Origin of the sequence: Desulfomicrobium macestii (assembly GCF_014873765.1) — a bacterium.
In the GTDB taxonomy this organism is placed as follows: domain Bacteria; phylum Desulfobacterota; class Desulfovibrionia; order Desulfovibrionales; family Desulfomicrobiaceae; genus Desulfomicrobium; species Desulfomicrobium macestii.
Genome location: NZ_JADBGG010000010.1, coordinates 24,652 through 42,876, shown reverse-complemented (window position 1 = coordinate 42,876; position 18,225 = coordinate 24,652). Strand labels below are relative to the sequence as shown.

Below are 18,225 nucleotides of genomic sequence, written 5' to 3'. Positions count from 1 at the left end.
AAAGGTGTTTCGCTAGGATGCTGGAATATTTCGAAGGAATGCAAAAAAGTTTTTTTACGGATTTGTAAGGAACGCAACAGCGCTGCCCATGTTTTTCATGGAAAGACGTTCCGCAGACAAGGCAAAAGACGTGGACATGGCCGGGCGGCGCTGGCCTGTCCTTTATCACCAGAAAAAAGGAGTGCATCAGATGGGTCATCCAACCATTTATCCCACCGGCGTGACGGTTTACAACCCCGAAAAGTGCTGGAACGGGCTTACCATTTTTCAGGCCCAGGAAGTGGGCGCCGTTCTGATGGACATGAACGGCCGTGAACACAATGTTTGGAAGGGCGTGCTGGGTATGCCCAACAAGATTTTTCCCGGCGGCTACCTGATGTCCAGCCGCGGCCGTCGCGACGGCAAGTTCAGCGTGCAGGACGGCATCGACGTGGTGCAGATCGACTGGGACGGCAATGTCGTGTGGAGTTTCGACCAGAACGAGTACATCGAGGATCCGGGCTACGAGGGGCGCTGGATGGCGCGCTATCACCACGACTTCCAGCGCGAGGGCAACCCCGTGGGTTACTATGCTCCCGGCATGGAGCCCAAGACCGATTCGGGTAATACCCTGGTCCTGGCGCACCGCAACGCTCGCAATTCGGCCATTTCCGACAAGCTGCTCCTGGACGACCTCATCCTGGAAGTGAACTGGGAAGGCGAGATCGTCTGGGAGTGGAACTGCCATGAGCATTTCGCGGAGTTCGGCTTCCGCGAAGGGCCCAAGAACACCCTGGCCCGCAATCCCAACTACCGTCCGACCCAGCCCGAGGGCATGGGCGACTGGATGCATATCAACTCCATGTCGGTCCTTGGCCCCAACAAGTGGTACGATGCGGGCGACGAGCGCTTCCATCCGGACAACATCATCGTTGACGGCCGCGAGGCCAACATCACCTTCATCATCGACAAGAAGACCGGCAAGGTCGTCTGGAAGCTGGGCCCGGACTACGACTCGACCCCGGAACTCAAGGCCATTGGCTGGATCATCGGCCAGCACCACTGCCACATGATCCCGGCCGGTCTGCCCGGCGCAGGCAACATCCTCATTTTCGACAACGGCGGGTGGGGCGGCTACGACGTGCCCAACCCGGGCGCTCCCACGGGAGTGAAGGCCGCCCTGCGCGACTATTCCCGCGTGCTGGAGATCGATCCCGTGGCCATGAAGATCGTCTGGCAGTACACCCCGAGCGAAGCCGGGTTCCTGTTCCCCATGGACAGCAACCGCTTCTACAGCCCGTTCATCAGCGGCATGCAGCGCCTGCCCAACGGCAACACGCTGATCACCGAAGGTTCCAACGGCCGCGTGTTCGAGGTCACCCCCGACTATGAGATAGTGTGGGAATTCATTTCTCCCTACAAGGGCAAGTTCATCCCCATGAACATGACCTACCGCGCCTACCGTGTGCCTTACGAGTGGGTACCGCAGGTGGAGAAGCCGGTGGAGACGCCCATTGCACCCCTTGATGTGAACACGTTCCGCGTTCCCGGGGCCGCCGCGTTCGGCGACCGCGCCAAGGAAGTGAGCGTGGACGGCTGCGTGCCCTACGGCGGCAGCAACGCCCTGTGCGTGGCCTCCATCGAAGACGACGAGTAACAATCCCTGCGGGGGCAGTTCGGCTGCTCCCGCATTTTCCGGAGAATGAAAATCATGAGCATCACCCTCTACACCGCCCCTGACTGCCTGCGCTGCAAGATCGTCAAGGCGTTCCTGGATGAACGCGGGCAGGAGTACACGACCTTCGATTTCAAGGAAGACAAGGACATCTTCAATAAATACTACCGCGCCAACCGTTCCTCCATCTACCGCAACCCCGAGGGCGTGGAATTTCCAATTTTCGATGACGGGCAGGTCATCAAGCAGGGTACGGGCGAAATTCTGGCCTACCTGCTGTCGGGCCGCGTGCTGGAAGCCTGCGTGACGCGCAGCGAGCTGCTGCACGGCTGGATTTCCGGTCTCAATGTGTCGGCCTGTCCCGAAGGCCAGGAAGACAACTTTGTCACTCTGGTGCGTCTGCTGGCCAAGGGCGGCCTGACTGTTGAGCTGCATGCCGACGGCCGCCGCGCCGACCTGCTGAAGCGTGTTTTGGACGAAGGCTTCGTCACCCGCATGGTGCTGGACATCATCGGCCCGGCCGCCCTGTACCCGGTTATCGCCGGAGGGGAGCTGTCCGCCGAGGACCTGAAGCAGAGCATCGTCCTGACCCGGGCCCACGTCGACGGCCTCATCCGCGTTCTGGCCTCGGCCTACGCCAATGGCGACGGCATGACCCGCGTCACCCCCGCCGAGGCCGGGGAGGCCGCGAAGATGGTCCTCGACGCCTGCAGCGACCGCATGCTGCCAGTTTTCATCGAGGCGCAGCAAGCCGACGGGCTCGAAGCACTGGAGAACCAGGCCCTGCTGCCGTACCGCTCCAAGGTGCGTTCGTCCCTGGTCAAGGCCGAGATTCGCAAGCCCGAGGCACACTGATACGCACGAGAACCCATGGAGGACACATCATGGCATTGAACTTTCCTGACGACCGCCGCTATCACGCCGAGCACCTCTGGGCCAAAGAGGCCGGCGACGGCTCGTTTGTCATCGGCATCACCGACTTTGCCCAGGACCAGCTTGGCGAGGTCATCTTCATCGACCTGCCCGAGGTAGGTTCGCATTTCGACCAGGGCGTGTCCTGCGCCGAGATCGAGTCGGCCAAGGTCGTCTCCCCGGCCATCATCCCGCTCTCGGGCATGGTGGCGGAGGTCAACGAAGCGCTCTCCGACACTCCCGAACTGGTCAACTCCGACCCCTACGGCGCCGGGTGGCTGGTGCGCATCAAGCCGGACGACCTGTCCGAAGCGATCATCACCGCGGCCGAATACCAGAAGATCATCTCGGCCTAACCTTTCCGCTCGATCTCCCTCCCGGTCTTTGCGCCGGCCTGCGTTTAGGCTGGCGCGGGACCAAGCTGAATGAGCACGGCCCGCACGACTCGGGCGCATCTTTATACATAGCTGACTGTTGAAAAATTCAAAAATCGCAGGCCGTTCAAAAATGGTGAGATGCAAGGAAGCGAAAAAATCCAGGGCGGGCAGTGTATTGCTCATACATAAGCGGTCTGGATTTTTTCGCTGACGCAGCAGATCGCCGTTTTGGGGCGTCCTGACAAAGGAGGTTGCCATGGCGCAACGCATCACCATCATTGGCGGCGGCCCCGGCGGGTACACTGCGGCGTTTTCCGCGGCCAAGGCCGGGGCCGAGGTGACTCTGGTGGAATCCGCCCACATGGGCGGGACCTGTCTGAACTGGGGCTGCATCCCGACCAAGACCCTGAAGGCCTCGGCCGAGGCGCTGGAGACGGCGCATCGCCTGGCCGAGTTCGGCATCAGCGGGGCCGGTGAGGCCGTGCCGGACATGCCCGCCATCATCGCGCGCAAGGACAAGGTGTCCGGGATTCTGCGCGGCGGTCTGGAGAAGACGTGCTCCAAACTCAAGGTCACGCTGCTGCGCGGCCGGGGCGAGGTATTAAGCGCGTGCCTGGTGCGCGTGCACGGTGCCGACGGAGCGGTGCAGGAAGTGGAAGGCGACAGGGTCATCATCGCCACAGGGTCGAGCACCCTGAACATTCCGACCCTGCCCGTTGACCACGAGCGCATTATCACCAGCGACGACGCCCTGGAACTGCAGACCGTCCCGAAACGGATGCTGGTGGTCGGCGGCGGCGTCATTGGCTGCGAACTGGCCTTCATCTTCCAGGCCTTCGGTTCAAAGGTGACGGTGGTGGAGGGGCTGGACCGCATCCTCCCCGTGCCGTCCATCGACGCGGACCTGAGCAAGCTCATCCAGCGTGAGATGAAGAAGCGCGGCATCGCCTGCGAGCTGGCGCGCACGGCCACCAAAGCGGAAGTGACGGAGACGGGCGTGCAGGTGACGCTCGGGCCCTCGCCTTTCGTGAAGGACCTTCCGGCGTCGGCGCAGAAGGAGAGCGTGCTGGAAGCCGACGTGGTCCTGGTGGCCGTGGGGCGCGTGCCCAACACGTCTGGCCTGGGCCTGGCCGAGGCTGGCGTGGAGACGGATCAGCGCGGTTGGATCAAGGCCGACGCTCGCCTGGAGACTTCTGTGCCTGGCATCTACGCCGTAGGCGACGTGCTTGGCCCGGCGCGGGTCATGCTGGCCCACGTGGCGGCCATGGAAGGGCTCGTGGCGGTGAGGAACTGTCTGGGTGCGTTCGAGGACATGGATTACTCCAAGGTGCCGGCGGCGGTCTTCACCTCTCCCGAGGTGGCCACGGTGGGTCTGACCGAGGCCCTGGCGCGGGAGCAGGGCTTCAACGTGACCTGCCCGCAGAGCAACTTCCGTGAACTGGGCAAGGCCCAGGCCATGGGCGAGCTGGCGGGGCTCTTCAAGCTGGTGGTGGACGCCGACTCGGGCAAGCTTCTTGGCGCGCACCTGGCAGGCGCCCACGTCTCGGACATCATCGCGGAGCCGACCCTGGCCATGCAGCTCGGCGCCACTGCCAAAGACCTGGCCCGGACCATACATGCTCATCCGACACTGGCCGAGGGCATTTTCGAGACGGCGCACCTGCTCTAGTGAGGCTGATTCTGTCCAGTTTTCAGCGGTCTGTATCGGTTCTCGGTTCAGGCCGCTGATTTTTTTGCATGGTTGGCATTCTCTCCGTCGAAAACCGCGAGATGTCCCCCGGCGCTGGACAACGCAAGCCAATGGATACTATGGCATCAAATCTGCTTATTAGAAAACCCATGTCCCGGAAACACACACTTTCAGTGGATACGTTGTATCAATTTGGATCACCCGTCCGTTCGGACGGTGTGTCAAAAAGGTTCATTGTGCGCGTAGATTTTTTTCGGGGCGGGATTCATGTCAACCGGACGGTTCGCCGTTCTTTACCGCAAGTTGGGTATGTCCATGCAAATCTTTGATCTTGCCACTGCCGACCTTGAGTTTGTCGCCGAGGTCGAAGCCCGCAGCCATCAGAAAATCAGAACATGCTACCAGTGCGGCAACTGTACGGCCGGGTGTCCGTACACGTTCGCCTACGATTATTCGGTCAGTCAGATCATGCGTCTGATTCAGACCGGACAAAAGGAAGCAGTCCTGAAAAGCCGTTCATTGTGGCTGTGTGGCTCCTGTCAATCCTGTACCACGCGCTGTCCGAACAAGATCGATGTCGCGCTGGTCATGGATGTCTGTCGGCACATGGCCCGGGAAGCCGGGTACGCCACGGAGCGCTCCGTGAAGATTTTCGCCGACTCGTTTCTGGCCTCGGTCGAGCGCCATGGACGCGCCTATGAGCTGGGTCTCATGGCCGCGTACATGACGCGCTCCGGCCGCGTATTCACCGACGTCGATCTGGCTCCGCAGGCTCTCATGCGCGGCAAGCTGCCCTTCAAACCGCACCAGATCCAGGGACGCGAACAGGTGGCCCGCATTTTCGAGCGGTTCCGCAAAGGAGGCGACAATGTTTAAAATCGCGTATTATCCGGGCTGTTCCGGTCAGGGTACATCCCTGGAATACGACAGCTCCACCCGCGCGGTCTGCAAGGCCCTGGACGTGGAGCTGGTGGACATTCCGGATTGGAGCTGTTGCGGTTCCACTCCCGCGCACACCGTCAATCATGTCCTGTCCGCGGCCCTGTCCGCCCGCAACCTGGCCCAGGTCGAGGTCATGGGCATGGACAAGGTGACCACGCCCTGTCCCAGCTGCCTGACCAACCTGCGCACCGCAGCCCACAAGATGGAAGATCCCGGATTTCGGACCAAGGCCAATGCGCTCCTCGACGTGCCCTGCAACGGCAACGTGGACGCGCAGTCCGTGTTGCAGGTGCTGACCGAGCACGTGGATCTTGAGCTGATCAAATCCAAGGTGGTCAAGCCCCTGACCGGAATCAAGATCGCCTGCTACTATGGATGCATCATGAACAGGCCCCCGGAGCTGATGCGTTTCGACCATCACGAAAATCCCATGGCCATGGACAACCTGATGACCGCGCTTGGCGCCGAGGTCGTGCCTTTCGCGCTCAAGGTCGAGTGTTGCGGGGCGTCCTACGGCATTCCGCGCAACGACATCGTGACTCGGCTGTCGGGCAAGCTGCTGGATGCCGGACGTGATGTCGGCGCCGACGCCTTCGTGACCGCCTGTCCGCTGTGCCAGATGAATCTGGACCTGCGGCAGGGGCAGATCAATCACGCCCTGCACGAGAAATTCAAGATCCCGGTTTTCTATTATACCCAACTCCTTGGCTATGCTCTGGGACTGGACCGCGCCGTGCTTGGCTTTGAAAAGCTCTGTGTCGATCCGAGACTCGCCCTGGGCAAGATCAAACAACCGGCGCAGGCCAGGTAGGGAGGACGCAATGCGAATTGGTGTTTTTATCTGCCATTGCGGCAGCAATATTGCCGGAACCGTGGACTGTCCGTCCGTTGCGGCCACGGCCCTGACCTACCCGGACGTGGTTTTCGCCACGGACACGATGTATGCCTGTTCCGAGCCCGGGCAGGACGCCATCATCCAGGCCATCAAGGACAAGAATCTCGACGGCGTGGTCGTGGCCTCCTGCACCCCGCGCATGCACGAGCCCACTTTCCGCCGGACCGTGGAACGCGCCGGACTGAACCGTTACATGTTTGAAATGGCCAACATCCGCGAGCATGTCTCCTGGATCGGCAAATCAAAGGACCTGAACACGGGCAAGGCCGCCGAGCTGGTGCGCATGGCCGTGGAAAAACTGCGTCGCGACAAGCCGCTGATCCCCAAACGCTTCGAGACGGTCAAGCGCGTGCTGGTCATCGGCGGCGGCGTGGCGGGCATCCAGGCGGCGCTGGACTGCGCGGACGGCGGCCAGGAAGTCATCATGGTCGAGCGCGAGCAGACCATCGGCGGCAAGATGGCCAAGCTGGACAAGACCTTCCCCACGGTGGACTGCTCGTCCTGCGTTCTGGGCCCCAAGATGGTCGACATCGCCCAGCATCCCAACATTACCCTCTACGCCTGTTCCGAGATCGAAGCCGTGGGCGGGTATGTGGGCAACTTCCAGATCACCATCCGCAAGAAGGCGACCTACGTGAACTGGAAGGATTGCACGGGCTGCGGCCTGTGCGTGGAAAAATGCCCCAGCCGCAAGTTTCCCGACAAGTTCAACGAAAATCTGTGCAACGCGCCCTCCATCAACATCCCCTTTCCGCAGGCCATCCCCAAGAAGGCGGCCATCAACGCGGAATCGTGCATCATGTTGACCAAGGGCAAGTGTGGCCTGTGCGCCAAGGTCTGTCCGGTCAAGTGCATCGACTTCGAACAGAAGGACGAGCTGATCAACGTGGACGTGGGCGCCATCGTCGTGGCCACGGGCTATGACCTTTTCGATTGGCACAAGTACCCGCAGTACGGCGAAGGCCGCTACCCGGACGTGATCACATCCATGCAGTACGAGCGTCTGCTCTCGGCCTCCGGTCCCACCGGCGGGCACGTCAAGCGGCCCTCCGACGGCAAGGAGCCCAAAAACGTGGTCTTCATCCAGTGCGTCGGCTCGCGCGACAAGTCCGTGGACCGTCCGTACTGTTCGGGCTTCTGCTGCATGTACACCGCCAAACAGGCCATCCTGACCAAGGATCACATCCCTGATTCCCAGTCCTACATCTTCTACATGGACATCCGCTCACCCGGAAAGGGCTATGACGAGTTCACCCGCCGGGCCACGGAAGAATACGGGGCCCAGTACGTGCGCGGCCGCGTGGCCATGATCTATCCCAAGGGCGACAAGCTCATCGTGCGCGGCGCGGACACCCTGGCCGGCACGCAGGTCGAGGTTCCCGCCGATCTGGTCGTTCTGGCCGTTGGCGCCGAATCGGCCAAGGGCGCGGTGCAGCTGGGCGAAAAATTGCGCGTGGCTCCGGATCAGTACGGATTCTTCGTCGAGAGCCATCCCAAATTGAAGCCCGTCGAGACCAACACCGCCGGCGTGTTCCTGGCCGGCGCCTGTCAGGGCCCTAAGGACATTCCGGCCTCCGTCGGTCAGGGCAGTGCCGCCGCGGCCAAGGTTCTGGGCCTTCTGTCCAAGAAGGAGCTGGAATCCGACCCGGCAGTTTCCAGGGTCAACCCGGCCCGCTGCGTCGGCTGCGGCAAATGCATCCAGACCTGTCCGTTCGGAGCCATCAAGGCCATCGAGGATCGCTTCGGCAATCCGAAGGCCGAGGTCATCGACACGGTCTGTCAGGGTTGCGGCATCTGCACGGTGACCTGTCCCCAGGGCGCCATCCAGCTTGAACATTTCACAGATAACCAGATCCTCGCGGAGGTGAACGCCTTATGCCCGCCCAAGATGTTCGCGAATTACGAATAGTCGGCTTTCTTTGTAACTGGTGCTCCTACGGCGGCGCGGACACGGCGGGTGTATCCCGATTCACTCAGCCCACGGATCTGCGCGTCATCCGCGTGCCCTGTTCCGGCCGCATCGATCCGCTCTTCATCGTCCGTTCTCTCATGAACGGCGCGGACGGAGTGCTCGTGTCCGGCTGTCATCCCCGGGATTGCCACTACGCCGAAGGCAACTTCTATGCCCGGCGCAGGCTCGAAATGCTCAAGCGCTTCCTGCCCATAACCGGCATCGATGCGCGCCGTTTCGAATACACCTGGGTTTCGGCCTCGGAAGGTCAGCGTTGGCAGCATGTGGTCACGGAGTTCACGCGCCGCATCCATGAGCTCGGCCCCGCGCCGACCTTCAACCCGGCGTCCGAAGCGGACTGGAACACGCTGGCCGTCCAGGCTGGTCAGGGGCAGACTTGCCCGTGTCACGGATAGATTTGCAATAACAGGAGGACATATGTCCCAATTGGATGATCTCAAAAATGCCATCAAGAGCCACCTGGGCGAGCTTGAGTGCGTCATCGGCTGGGAGCAGGGCTATGATCCGCTCCATGCCACGCCGCTCTTCATCCGCACCGAGGCGGATCTGGATCGGCTCATCATAGGCCCCTTGGCCGTGCACAACCTGGCCACCTACCTGCCCGGGTTCAAGGGCAAGAAGATCGGTGTGGTGGTCAAGGGCTGCGACAGCAAGAGCGTGATCCAGCTCTTGAATGAAAACCTGATCAACCGCGAGAATGTCGTCGTTTTCGGCCTCTGCTGCGACGGCGTGGTCAGCCAGCGCAAGATCCGCGCGGCCCTGCCCGCCGATCCTGGATTCGTGGAGTCGGTGGAGGTTGGCGCGCAGGATCTCAAGATCTCCGTGGCCGGTCAGTCCGCGACCCTCAAACTCTCTGACGTGTTGGCCGACAAATGCCTGGTCTGCGCCACGCCCGACGCCATCATCTCCGATGTGCTGATCGGCGCCGCGCACACTCCGGCCCCGGCCGCGAGCCTGGCCTGCCAGGATGAGTTCGAAGCCAAGAGCGACGCCGAAAAGCTCGCCTTCTGGCAGGAGACCATGAGCCGCTGCATCCGCTGCTACGCCTGTCGCAACGCCTGTCCCATGTGCGTCTGCCGCGACTATTGCATCGCGACCAGCCGCGATCCCCTCTGGATCAGCCAGGACAATTCCCCGGCCGAGAACATGATGTTCCAGATGGTGCATGTCTCGCATCTGGCCGGACGCTGCACGGAATGCGGCGAATGCGAGCGGGCCTGTCCCGTGGACATTCCGCTCATGCTGCTGCGGCGCTGGATGAACAAGCAGGTCAAGGACGTGTTTGAACTGCAGGCAGGCACGGCTCTGGAACAGACCCCGCCTCTCTTGACCTTCAAGGTCGAGGAAGAGCGCATCAACGAGCGAGGCTGGTAATGGAACGATTCATAACAAAAGAGAACCTCATCCGTTTGGCCGAGGAGCTGACCGCCACCTGCCGCGTGCTCGCGCCCGTGGCCAGTTGCGGCACCGTGACCTTCCGCCGTTTTCTGCCGGGGATGGTCCTTGACATGCACTCGCGCATGGCGGCCGTCTCCCCCAAGGCCGCGACCTTTCCGCAGACGGAAACCCTGCTGACGGTCAAGCGCGAGATCCCGGAGAAGAAGCCGGAAATCACCGAGACCCTGCCCGAGGGCAAGAACGTGGTCATCGGCTGCCGTCCGTGCGGGGCACGCGGCAAGCTCATCTTCAATCCGGTCTACGAAACGGACAAGACCAAGGATCCCTACTATATTACGCGTCGGGACAACACGGTCTTCATTTCGCTGGCCTGCGACCGTCCCGAGACGACCTGTTTCTGTCACAGCGTGGGCAGCGGTCCTGCCGATGCGGAAGGTTCCGACGTGCTCCTGACCCTGGTCGGGGAAGGGTATGTGGCGCGTTCGGTCACGCCTGCCGGCGAGGAAGTCATGAAGTCTTCCCTCTTCGCGGACGCGGGCGACAAGGGCAAGGAAGCCGACGCCAAGAACGTGAGGGCCAGGGAGCTGATGGGCGAGGCCCACGATTACGCTTCGGCCCCGGCCCAGCTTCTGGCCCGCTTCGACGACATGGACTTCTGGCAGGCCCAGTCGGCCAAGTGCATCTCCTGCGGAGCCTGCACCTACATGTGTCCGACCTGCTACTGCTTCAACATCACCGACGACGACCTGGGCCTTGAGAGCCGGCGCATCCGCTCCTGGGACAACTGCATGTCCCACACCTTCACCCTGGAAGGCAGCGGCCACAACCCGCGTCCGACCAAGGCGCATCGTCTGAAGAACCGCGTCGGGCACAAGTTCAGCTACTATCCGGACCTGCACAAGGGCGTCATCGCCTGTTGCGGATGCGGCCGGTGCATCAAGCAGTGCCCCGCCGGAGTCGATATCCGGCAGATCGTGAAAGCAGCACAGGAGTACTCCGAATGAATGCCAATCCCTATCTCCCGGACATGGCCACCATTGTCGAAGTGATCCAGGAGACGCACAACATCAAGACCTTCCGCATCGTCATCAACAACGAAGAGCGCATGAAGGAGTTCACCTTCCGGCCCGGCCAGGTGGGGCAGCTCTCGGTCTTCGGCGTTGGCGAGTCGACCTTTGTCATCAACTCCTCCCCGACCCGCAAGGACTACCTGCAGTTCAGCGTCATGCGCGTGGGCGAGGTCACGACCCGTCTGCACCAGTTGCAGCCCGGCGACCAGATCGGCGTGCGCGCTCCTCTTGGCAACTCCTTCCCGGTGGAGGACCTGAAGGGCAAGAACATCGTCTTCGTGGGCGGCGGCATCGGCATGGCTCCCTTGCGGACCCTGTTCACATACATGCTCGACAACCGTAAAGACTACGGTGACATAACCCTGTTGTACGGTGCGCGCAGCCCCGCCGACCTGACCTACAAGGCAGAACTGCCGGAGTGGACGGAACGCAAGGATGTGAACACCGTGCTGACCATCGACAACCCGTCCGAGGGCTGGGAGCACAAGGTCGGCCTCATCCCCAACGTGCTGCTCGAGATCAACCCTTCGCCCAAGAACACGGTGGCCATCACCTGCGGCCCGCCCATCATGATCAAGTTCACCCTGCAGGCTCTCAAGAAACTGGGCTTCGAAGATGAGAACATCCTCACCACCCTGGAAAAACGCATGAAGTGCGGAGTGGGCATCTGCGGGCGCTGCAACATCGGCACGAAGTACGTGTGCATGGACGGACCCGTCTTCACCTATGCCCAGCTCAAAGAGCTGCCCTCGGAACTGTAGCAACTGGTAGAAATACAAATGTCCAGGCTGTTCAAAAATGGTGAGATGCGAGGAACAAAGAAAATCCAGGCCCGAAGCGTATAGAGACATACGTGAGGGTCTAGATTTTCTGCAGTGACGAAGCAGGTCGCCGTTTTTGGACTGCCAGGTAGGAGGTTTTATGGCTGGAATATTCAAGGCAACGGACATTCTCCTGGCCGCCCAGGAAGTCGAAACCCGCGGCGAAGTCTTCTACAATCGTCTGGTCGAGACCACCACCGAGCCCAAACTCAAGGATCTGTTCTCCTTTCTTGCAAAGGAGGAGACAAAACACCGTGAGATCTTCGCCAAGCTCTATGAGCGGGTGGGGGAAGTGGAGCTCCCGGCCTGGGCCGAGGAGGACGAGTATGTGGACTACCTCAAGTATCTGCTCGATTCACACACTCTTTTCCGTCTGGGCGACGTGAATCATCTCAAAACCTTCATGGGTTCTCCCGAGGAGGCCATCGAAACGGCCATGGGATTCGAGAAGGACACGATCATGTTCTTCCTCGAAATGCGCGAATTCGTGCCCGAAGGGGACAGAAAGCACGTGCAGGCCTGCATCGACGAGGAGCGCACTCACCTGCGCCTTTTGGCGGGCATGCTGCGTAAATAGACGGTTCTGCAAGGACATCCTCCTGGGGGCTTTCGGGTGCGAATCCGGGAGCCTCTTTTTTTTTCGTTTTTTGCCAGGAACCTGCCACATGGCTGCGAGTTCACATTGCGCTAACGTCACAATTCGGTTAAAGTTTTCGGCGACGGAACAGGGGGCAAGGGCGCGTGAATCATCGCTTGAACCGCGCTTTTCCTGGCGTCTCTTGCGCCTTCGTATCGAGCCTTTCGCGACACTGTCCCGAATGTGGGCAGGGTGTGTTGTTGAATTGGAGCGTGGCATTTTCGCAATTTTTCTTTTCGAAAACGAGCGACCTGTTTCTGTTGCGAACGTACAAAACAAAGAGGCTGGCCTTTCGCCGCCTCCTTCCGGCATCGGTTTTTTAGCGGCTTTGCCTTGATTTGCTGGTGCATCAGCCGCGTTGTCTGAACCAACACTGTAACAAGGAGATGATCATGAAGAAGGGTTTCTTGGGCTTTCTGGCCGCGGTGATGATCCTGGCCGTCGCCGTTCCCGGATTCGCGGATGAATGTACCTACCGCGGAATTCTGGACAAAATGTATTGCGACAACGACAAGGATCTGGTCGCCGACAACGCGCTCCCCGGCGAATGCAAAGATCCTTCCACCCTGGTTTTCACCTATACCCCGGTTGAAGATCCCGCCGTATATCAGGATCTGTTTGCCGATTTTCAGGCCCACATCAAGAAGATCACGGGCAAGGACGTCATTTACTACACCGTGCACTCCAACTCGGCCCAGGTAGAGGCCATGCGCTCCGGCCGCCTGCATATCGCTGGCTATTCCACCGGGCCCACCGGCTTCGCCGTGAACCTGGCCGGTTACGTGCCCATCGCCGTCAAGGGTGATGCCGAGGCGTTCCAGGGCTACAACCTGATCGTGATCGTCAAGAAGGACAGCCCCATTCAGACCATGGCCGATCTCAAGGGCAAGAAGGTCGCGCACACTTCTCCCTCGTCCAACTCTGGCAACCTGGCACCCCGCGCGCTTTTCCCGGCCCAGGGAATCGTGCCTGACGAAGACTACACCGTCGTCTACTCCGGCAAGCACGACCAGTCCGTCCTGGGCGTCGTTCACGGCGACTACGATGCCGCCCCTGTGGCCTCGGACGTGTACGAGCGCATGCTGCGCGCCGGTCGCGTGGATGAAGGCGCCGTGCGCATCATCTACACCAGCCCCCGTTTCCCCACGTCATCCTTCGGCTACTCCAGCCAGCTCTGCCCGGATCTGGTCGAGAAGATCAAGGAAGCGTTCTACACCTATCGCTACACCGACGAGATGAAGAAGGCCTTTGACGGCGCGGATCGTTTCTTCCCCATCAGCTACCAGAAGGATTGGGCGGTCATTCGCGATATCGCAGAGGCCACCGGCGCGAGCTACAACGAGGAAGGCCTCAAGGCCATGATCGCCAAGGAAAAGGCGGACGCGGAAAAGAAAGCCAAGAAGCAGTAATCACATACAAGGCATTATCGTGACGTCATCAAGCAATAACGGGAACGGGGGGAATGCCTCCCGTTCCCTGATCGTAAAAGATCTGGTCAAGGCTTACGTTCCGGGCAAGCCGGTTCTCAAAAACATCTCCTTCGAGGTACGGGGCTGTTCCACGGTGGCCATCATCGGCCCCTCCGGGACAGGCAAGAGCACGCTGCTGCGCTGCATCAACCGCCTCATCGACCCGACCAGCGGCACCATCACCGTGGCCGGACACGAAATCACGCGGCTTTCGGGCAAGGAACTGCGCCTGGCCCGGCACCACGTGGGCATGGTCTTTCAGGAATTCAACCTTGTGGAGCGCCTCTCGGTCATCGAGAACGTGCTCTGCGGCAGACTCGGATTCGTGCCGGTCTGGCGGGCCTGGCTGCGCAGATTCGAGCAGCACGACATCGATCGGGCTTTCGAGCTGATCGACATGGTCGGCCTGAGCGAATTCGCCACCGAGCGGGCCGACGCCCTGTCCGGCGGGCAGCGTCAGCGCGTGGGCATCGCCCGGGCCGTGATGCAGAACCCCGACGTGATCATGGCCGACGAGCCCACGTCCTCCCTTGATCCCAAGACATCCGTCGAGATCATGGGGCTTCTGAACGATTTCTCCAAGGCGCACGACATTCCGGTGCTGATCAACATCCATGACGTGAACCTGGCCAAGCGCTTCGCCGACCGGGTCATCGGCATGTCGCTGGGGAGCATCGTGTTCGACGGCCCGCCCTCGGAGCTGACGGACGATCATCTCAAGCAGATCTACGGCGGCGAGGACTGGTTGTCATGAGCGCGGTCAACACCAGAAGAGCCTTCAAGCCCAACTGGCTTGCGCGCCTTGGGTGGCTCGCCGTGATCGGCTATTGCGTGCTCGCGTTCTGGTCCCTGGACATCACCTGGGACCGTTTCGTGATCGGCCTTGAGAATGGCGCGAAATTCCTGGGGAGCATGATTCCGCCCAATTTCGAGCGCTGGAAGCTGTTGCTGGGCAACCTTCTGGAGACGCTTGAAATCGCGGTGATCGCCTCGGCGTTCGGCGTGGCCTTCTCCCTGCCCATCGGCCTGGCCGCCTCGCGCAACCTGATGCCGACCTGGGCGACCTGGCCGGCCCGCATTCTCATTGCCATCTGCCGCTCCTTTCATCCGGTCATCTTTGCCATCCTGTTCGTGAAGGCGGTGGGATTCGGCCCGCTGGCGGGCATCCTGACCCTGATCTTCGCGTCCATCGGCTTCATCGGCAAGCTCTTCGCCGAAGCCATCGAGGAGATTTCCCTCAAGCCGGTGGAGGCCTGTCGGGCCGCCGGAGCCCCGTTCATGAGCGTCATCCTGTATGCCGTGCTGCCGCAGGTGCTGAATCGCTTCATCGGGTTCGCCACATATCAGTTCGACGCGAACATCCGCAATTCGACCATGGTCGGAATCGTCGGCGCGGGCGGCATCGGCGGGACGCTGTTCGCGGCGTTTCAGCGCTTCGACTACGACTTCCTGGCCGCGATCCTCATCTCGATCATCATCCTCGTCATGCTCGGGGAATACCTCGCATCCATAGTCAAGGCGGTGTTCAATGACTAGTCGCACCTGGGAGCGTTTCACTCCCGCTCAAAGACTGGCCCGGTTTGCGATCTATCTGGCCGCGGTCACCGCCCTGGTCGTTTCGATGCGCACGGTGCAGATCGTTCCGGAATTCCTGTACGATGCCCCGACCCAGATGGCGGACATGTTCGCACGCATGTGGCCGCCGGATGTCGCTCACTATCGCGAAGGCGTGCACCAGGCCCTGGTCGAGAGTATGCACATCGCGGGCATGGGCACCATTCTGGCGCTGGTCATGTCGCTGCCGGTGGCGCTGCTGGCCGCCAGCAACATCACCCCGATCCCGGCCCTGAACTGGCTGGCACGGCTGATCCTTGTCTCTTCGCGTTCGGTGAACACCCTTGTCTGGGCGATCCTGTTCGTGGCCGTTTTCGGCCCCGGCGCCCTGGCCGGGACCATCGCCATCGGATTTCGCTCCATCGGTTTTTGCGGCAAGCTCCTGGGCGAGGCCCTGGAGGAATGCAACAAGGGGCCGGTGGAAGCATTGAAGGCGGCGGGGGCCCCCTGGCCGAGCATCTTCCTCAAGGCTTACTGGCCCCAGGTTTCACCGGCCTTCTGGGGGATCACCCTGTTTCGGTGGGATATCAACGTGCGCGAGTCGGCGGTTATCGGACTGGTCGGCGCGGGCGGGATAGGCATGGCGCTGGACACGGCCATCGCCCTTTTTCGCTGGAATCAGGTCGCGCTCATCCTGCTGTGCATCTTTGCCGTGGTCATCGTGGCCGAGATCGTGGTCACGAAGATCAGGCAGAAAATCATCTAGCATTCATCGCATCACTGCAAAGACAAACCCGCGCCACGGAAAACCCAGAGTTTTCCGTGACGCGGGTTTCTCAGTTTCACGCCGGATGTTGTGGACGTTTGCCCTGACAGATGTCGAAGGCCGTGCGCATTTGCGCCGGGCTAGAAATCGAGTTGTCCCTGGTCGCTCAGGAAGCTCATGGTCGTGTGCCTGCGTTTGCCGTTTTCCAGATAGACCACGCTGTAGAAGCCCTTGGGCAGGACGATGTCCTTCACGCGTTTGGCCTTGATCTCGAAGGGGCCGAAGTCCTTGCAGGTCTGCTGGTTCCTGAACCACAAAACAAGAGGCCGGGACGAGGTGACGACCAGTCTGCCCTTGTCGAACGATTCGTCAGGGTTCCGGGGAGGGGCCTGGGCCGTCTCGGCTTTTGGCTTCGGAAGCGTCGCGGCGGGCGCTGGAGAGCCTTGGACAGTGTCGATGGAAGGCGCATCCGTATTCTTCGAAGTGGCCTTCGGAAGTGCCTGCGCCTCTGCCGAGGCGGCGCTTGGGAGCGCCTGCGCGTCTTCCGAAGTGGCGTTCGGGAGCGCCTGGGCCACGGTCGCGCAGCTTGCGTTCACTCCAAGTGCCTGCTCGGGCAGGGATGGCGCGATGTTGTCGCCGGATTGGGAATAGACCGGCGATGCCGGCTCGTTTTGCGTCATGCCGGTGCCTGGTCGCGGATCGGGCGTCATGATGTCCGCTTGCGGCGGGGTGCTGGTCTCATTGTCCGCGCCAGCGGTTTGCTCCGCCACGACGACGGGGGAGGACCCGTTTTCCGCGGCGGGAGAAAGTGCATCGGACGCCGCAGGCTCGGTATCGGCGGTTTGCCGCGATTGAATGAACAATTGCTCCAGGCCGAGCAGGCCCTGCCTGTGCGCGACGTACCCCGTGCATCCGGCGATGAGCAAAAAGGTTATCCCGAGCTGCAGCAGGCTCGGCTTCCAGAGAACCTTCAAAGGCTTGGGCCCGGGGCGTGCCTCGGATTCCTCGTGCGTGACGGAGTAGAGGCGACCGCATTTCGGGCACTCTCCGGGAAAGAGCCCGAATTCTTCAGCGCTTGGCTGGTGGCGGCATCCGGCGCAGACGGGCAGATTTGATTTGAGTAAGCCCCGAGGTGTCCGGTCGGCCTGGAGCTCGTCCTCGTCGTCGGGTTCAGCTCCTGTGTCGGCGCTCACCAGCCCGGTGAGTTTATCGATCAGAACATACATCCTGTCCGCAGGCAGGGCGTCATCGTGAGCCAGGATGGCCTGGACCAGATTCCCGGCCTCGACAACCAGCGCGCCGCGCACCGGGCCCGCAATGCCGACGCTGGCCCGGCTGAAACACAGTACCGGGCAGGGGTGCACGCCGCCTGCGTACTGCAGATCCATGTGCCGGGTCAGTTTTTGGGTCAGGTTCCAGCACTGGGTCAGCATGTCCAGCATGAACGGCCATCCGTTCAGGCGCAGGGATTCGCCCGAGGCCGTGACATTTCCGAGATGGCTTCTGGTTCTGATCAGGAAGAGCCCGTTTGGGCCTATCACGGCGTGATCGAGCTGGTTGCCTTCGAAATGCAGATCATGAAAGACATGGTATTCGCTTGGGAGCTGCCGCAAGGCCTTGCTCACGATCCGTGAGGCCTGGGAGTTTGTCTGCGAATGCGAGAAATGATGCGAGAAGGCGAGGCCGAGCTCTTCGAAGCGCAGAGTGGCCGCGATGAAGAAGACGGCGAAGATGGCGGTGATCCACGGCTGGTTATGCCCGAATGCATACAGGCCTGCCCCAGCCGGTATCAGAACGAGAAGCAGGGGCAGGATGAGGCGCAGCAGAATGTCCTTATGGCGGGCAGAGGCCCGGGTATTGCCGCTTTGAACCGCTTTACCGTGAATATGTGCCATGACGCCTCGACCTGTTCTTGCGTTACGTAGTCTTTACCTCGTGAAGTATAAGCCTTGGATTGGAAAATAAGTCAAGGTTTGCGCGTGTATGACAGTTGCCGTCATGCACGGTGCCTCCCGCATTGAAAGCGGCCCCCGTGGCCGAACCTCAAGCCTGGCCGGGCCGGGATAGC

The 18,225-nt window shown here is 61.2% G+C and carries 18 protein-coding genes; 17 read left to right on the top strand and 1 reads right to left on the bottom strand.

Going from position 1 to position 18,225, the window contains the following annotated elements:
* The first annotated feature begins 190 nt into the window (after positions 1–190).
* From H4684_RS08095 to phnE (H4684_RS08015), 17 genes are all read left to right on the top strand, one after another.
* Positions 191–1,636: an aryl-sulfate sulfotransferase gene (locus H4684_RS08095; RefSeq protein ID WP_192623456.1), complete on the top strand. Its 1,446-nt coding sequence runs from the start codon at positions 191–193 to the stop codon at positions 1,634–1,636.
* Between the two features lie 54 nt (positions 1,637–1,690).
* Positions 1,691–2,509 (top strand): hypothetical protein, encoded by an 819-nt coding sequence (locus tag H4684_RS08090; protein WP_192623410.1) that lies wholly within the window; start codon positions 1,691–1,693, stop codon positions 2,507–2,509.
* Between the two features lie 29 nt (positions 2,510–2,538).
* Complete coding sequence (gene gcvH, locus H4684_RS08085; RefSeq protein ID WP_192623409.1) at positions 2,539–2,922, top strand: glycine cleavage system protein GcvH; 384 nt, start codon at positions 2,539–2,541, stop codon at positions 2,920–2,922.
* 277 nt (positions 2,923–3,199) lie between these two features.
* The gene (lpdA, locus tag H4684_RS08080; RefSeq protein ID WP_192623408.1) at positions 3,200–4,612 is read left to right on the top strand and encodes a dihydrolipoyl dehydrogenase; all 1,413 of its coding nucleotides are present in this window, start codon (positions 3,200–3,202) and stop codon (positions 4,610–4,612) included.
* A 336-nt stretch (positions 4,613–4,948) separates the two neighbouring features.
* On the top strand, positions 4,949–5,509 hold the full coding sequence (locus H4684_RS08075) for a 4Fe-4S dicluster domain-containing protein (protein WP_092193713.1): 561 nt from the start codon (positions 4,949–4,951) through the stop codon (positions 5,507–5,509).
* Positions 5,502–6,386: a CoB--CoM heterodisulfide reductase iron-sulfur subunit B family protein gene (locus H4684_RS08070; protein WP_092193664.1), complete on the top strand. Its 885-nt coding sequence runs from the start codon at positions 5,502–5,504 to the stop codon at positions 6,384–6,386. The genes H4684_RS08075 and H4684_RS08070 overlap by 8 nt, the downstream gene beginning before the upstream one ends.
* A gap of 10 nt (positions 6,387–6,396) precedes the next feature.
* Entirely contained in the window at positions 6,397–8,379 is a 1,983-nt protein-coding gene (locus H4684_RS08065) for a CoB--CoM heterodisulfide reductase iron-sulfur subunit A family protein (protein WP_092193665.1), read from the top strand.
* Entirely contained in the window at positions 8,346–8,837 is a 492-nt protein-coding gene (locus H4684_RS08060) for a hydrogenase iron-sulfur subunit (protein WP_015773069.1), read from the top strand. The genes H4684_RS08065 and H4684_RS08060 overlap by 34 nt, the downstream gene beginning before the upstream one ends.
* A gap of 22 nt (positions 8,838–8,859) precedes the next feature.
* Positions 8,860–9,816, top strand: a complete 957-nt coding sequence (locus tag H4684_RS08055; protein ID WP_092193666.1) for a 4Fe-4S dicluster domain-containing protein — start codon at positions 8,860–8,862, stop codon at positions 9,814–9,816.
* Entirely contained in the window at positions 9,816–10,844 is a 1,029-nt protein-coding gene (locus H4684_RS08050; RefSeq protein WP_092193667.1) for a 4Fe-4S dicluster domain-containing protein, read from the top strand. Before H4684_RS08055 ends, H4684_RS08050 begins: the two co-directional genes overlap by 1 nt.
* Entirely contained in the window at positions 10,841–11,671 is an 831-nt protein-coding gene (locus tag H4684_RS08045; RefSeq protein WP_092193668.1) for an FAD/NAD(P)-binding protein, read from the top strand. The genes H4684_RS08050 and H4684_RS08045 overlap by 4 nt, the downstream gene beginning before the upstream one ends.
* 160 nt (positions 11,672–11,831) lie before the next feature.
* Entirely contained in the window at positions 11,832–12,308 is a 477-nt protein-coding gene (locus H4684_RS08040; protein WP_192623407.1) for a ferritin-like domain-containing protein, read from the top strand.
* Between the two features lie 88 nt (positions 12,309–12,396).
* Entirely contained in the window at positions 12,397–12,705 is a 309-nt protein-coding gene (locus H4684_RS08035) for a hypothetical protein (protein WP_192623406.1), read from the top strand.
* Between the two features lie 55 nt (positions 12,706–12,760).
* On the top strand, positions 12,761–13,777 hold the full coding sequence (gene phnD / locus H4684_RS08030) for a phosphate/phosphite/phosphonate ABC transporter substrate-binding protein (RefSeq protein WP_192623405.1): 1,017 nt from the start codon (positions 12,761–12,763) through the stop codon (positions 13,775–13,777).
* A 19-nt stretch (positions 13,778–13,796) separates the two neighbouring features.
* Positions 13,797–14,591 (top strand): phosphonate ABC transporter ATP-binding protein, encoded by a 795-nt coding sequence (gene phnC / locus H4684_RS08025; RefSeq protein ID WP_092193671.1) that lies wholly within the window; start codon positions 13,797–13,799, stop codon positions 14,589–14,591.
* A complete protein-coding gene (gene phnE / locus H4684_RS08020; RefSeq protein WP_192623404.1) occupies positions 14,588–15,373 on the top strand; it encodes a phosphonate ABC transporter, permease protein PhnE in 786 nt (261 codons plus the stop codon). Before phnC ends, phnE (H4684_RS08020) begins: the two co-directional genes overlap by 4 nt.
* Complete coding sequence (phnE, locus tag H4684_RS08015) at positions 15,366–16,157, top strand: phosphonate ABC transporter, permease protein PhnE (RefSeq protein WP_192623403.1); 792 nt, start codon at positions 15,366–15,368, stop codon at positions 16,155–16,157. The genes phnE (H4684_RS08020) and phnE (H4684_RS08015) overlap by 8 nt, the downstream gene beginning before the upstream one ends.
* A 140-nt stretch (positions 16,158–16,297) precedes the next feature.
* Here the strand turns inward: phnE (H4684_RS08015) and H4684_RS08010 are convergent, their stop codons facing one another.
* Positions 16,298–18,052 carry a nuclease-related domain-containing protein gene (locus H4684_RS08010; RefSeq protein WP_192623402.1) on the bottom strand — a complete coding sequence of 585 codons (1,755 nt, stop codon included), beginning with the start codon at positions 18,050–18,052 and terminating at the stop codon, positions 16,298–16,300.
* Positions 18,053–18,225 lie beyond the last annotated feature (173 nt).